The organism is Bartonella sp. MR110HLJHH (assembly GCF_042194225.1).
GTDB classification, from domain to species: Bacteria; Pseudomonadota; Alphaproteobacteria; order Rhizobiales; family Rhizobiaceae; genus Bartonella; species Bartonella grahamii.
Genome location: NZ_JBHIMQ010000048.1, coordinates 1 through 2,072 on the forward strand (window position 1 = coordinate 1; position 2,072 = coordinate 2,072).

Sequence of the window (2,072 nt, forward strand, 5' to 3'; positions counted from 1 at the left end):
AAGGTGTAAATGATGTAGCTGGCAATACAACGATCAGTTTCCATGGACCAGCGGCTAATGTTTTGGCGGCATCCGGTCTGTTAGGTTATGTGAGTGGTGGCAAACAAACTACCATTGGCTTTGATGGGAATAGATATGACTTTGTAAGCCGGTGGATTGGTGGCAATGACTATACTTATGAGACAATACCTGCTGGCAGTAATGCTTGGACAGAATGGTGGAGAGTGATCATGAATCCCATAAGTTCCCATACCTGTCTTGGAGACGCGAGTTATGAATGTAGATATAATTATGGCACATCTCATCTAGAACAAAAACCTTGAATTAAATCATGGAGGAAAAAATGAAACAAACCTTAAAATTATTAAGTGCGATAACTCTATTGAGTATAGCTGGGTGCCAGTTTAATAAAACTCCCACATCTTCTATAGGGGCATGGGAAAAGCCAGGAGCAGATTTTACTGAGATAGGAAAAGCCTTGTTAGAATGCGGTATGCCAACCCCTTATGATAAGGATCCAGAAAGTAGAAAGCTCAGTAATAATGCAATAGCAACAATTCATGCTTGCATGGTTCAATCAGGATTCCGCTATGAAGAAAGGGGGGGGGGATGGTGTGTAAATCATAAAGCCGAAAATCTCCCGATTTGTCGTCCAGGCGCTGTGATCCCGAGGCGCAGTGTCAAGAAGCGCTTAAACAGCCCTTTTTGTAAAAAGCATCCAGAACAATATGAATGCTATCCTTAAGTCTTGCTTGTGATGATCAACAATGCGCCATCCTTGCCTTCGCTTGGAATGGCGCGATTGTTTCCTCACTTTCATTATTTAACGGATGAGGAAAAGCAGCATTTACAAGAAGGTTCTGATGGCAAGGTGCATGTGTTCCTCAATGGCATTTTTACACCACCCTATGAGGCGGCTGTTTATGCAGAGCAACATGCGGAGAATAAAAATGTACCGCTTTATTTTGTTGTGTTTCCCCAAGCGGATTCTGCTATCTCAGAACTCTTGGTAGCAGGCTATCAGAAGTTCATGGAAAATAACTTTTGGGGTTTGACCAATTCAACACAAGAAGCAAAAGATATAATGTCTCGCTATGGTAACACAGGATTGCATTTTGATGCCCATAGTCGTGGCAGTTTGACAGGCTTTAATATGATGAATTCTTTCAAACAAGAAGGTGTAAATGATGTAGCTGGCAATACAACGATCAGTTTCCATGGACCAGCGGCTAATGTTTTGGCGGCATCCGGTTTGTTAGGTTATGTGAGTGGTGGCAAACAAACCACTATTGGTTTTGATGGGCATAGATTTGACTTTGTAAGCCGATGGATTGGCGGTAATGGCTATACTTATGAGACAATACCTGCTGGTAGTAACTGGTGGAAAGAAACATGGAATATGTTCACAAATCCCAACAGTGTTCACACATGTCTTGGACATGCGAATGCTATGTGCAACATACTTTATGGCACATCTCATCTAGAACAAAAACCTTGAATTAGATCATGGAGAAAAAAATGAAACAAACCTTAAAATTATTAAGTGCGATAACTCTGTTGAGTATAGCTGGGTGCCAGTTTAATAAAACTCCCACATCTTCTATAGGGGCATGGGAAAAACCAGGAGCAGATTTTACTGAGATAGGAAAAGCCTTGTTAGAATGTGGCATGCCAACACCTTATGATGCAGATCCAGAAAATCAAAATCGCAGTTTCAATCAAATGGCAACCATTGATGCTTGCATGCTTCAAGCAGGGTTCAACTATAAATATGATGTGGGGGGGGGGTGGTGTGGAAACCATAAAGCCGAAAATCTCCCGATTTGTCGTCCTGGCGCTGTCATACCACAGCGCAGTGTCAAGAAGCGCTTAAACAGCCCGTTTTGTAAAAAGCATCCAGAACAATATGAATGCAAACCTTAAGTCTTTCTTGTGATGATCAACAATTAGCCATCCTTGCCTTCGCTTGGAATGGCGCGATTGTTTCCTCACTTTCATTATTTAACGGATGAAGAAAAGCAGCATTTACAAGAAGGTGCTGATGGCAAGGTGCATGTGTCCCTCAATGGCAT

3 protein-coding genes and 1 pseudogene are annotated in these 2,072 nt (G+C 42.0%); all 4 read left to right on the forward strand.

Annotated features, from left to right (window positions below; genetic code table 11):
- Positions 1–323: pseudogene (locus tag ACFIKB_RS09130) on the forward strand (filamentous hemagglutinin); the annotation flags it as partial.
- Positions 324–343: 20 nt separating this feature from the next.
- Entirely contained in the window at positions 344–745 is a 402-nt protein-coding gene (locus ACFIKB_RS09135; RefSeq protein ID WP_330169043.1) for a hypothetical protein, read from the forward strand.
- Positions 746–757: 12 nt separating this feature from the next.
- On the forward strand, positions 758–1,498 hold the full coding sequence (locus tag ACFIKB_RS09140) for a filamentous hemagglutinin (protein WP_375653433.1): 741 nt from the start codon (positions 758–760) through the stop codon (positions 1,496–1,498).
- A gap of 20 nt (positions 1,499–1,518) precedes the next feature.
- Positions 1,519–1,923 (forward strand): hypothetical protein, encoded by a 405-nt coding sequence (locus tag ACFIKB_RS09145; protein ID WP_375636630.1) that lies wholly within the window; start codon positions 1,519–1,521, stop codon positions 1,921–1,923.
- Positions 1,924–2,072 lie beyond the last annotated feature (149 nt).

Coding starts and splice junctions, on each gene's coding strand:
- ACFIKB_RS09135 (WP_330169043.1), top strand. CDS start 344: ATGAAACAAACCTTAAAATTATTAAGTGCGATAACTCTATTGAGTATA.
- ACFIKB_RS09145 (WP_375636630.1), top strand. CDS start 1,519: ATGAAACAAACCTTAAAATTATTAAGTGCGATAACTCTGTTGAGTATA.
- ACFIKB_RS09140 (WP_375653433.1), top strand. CDS start 758: ATGATCAACAATGCGCCATCCTTGCCTTCGCTTGGAATGGCGCGATTG.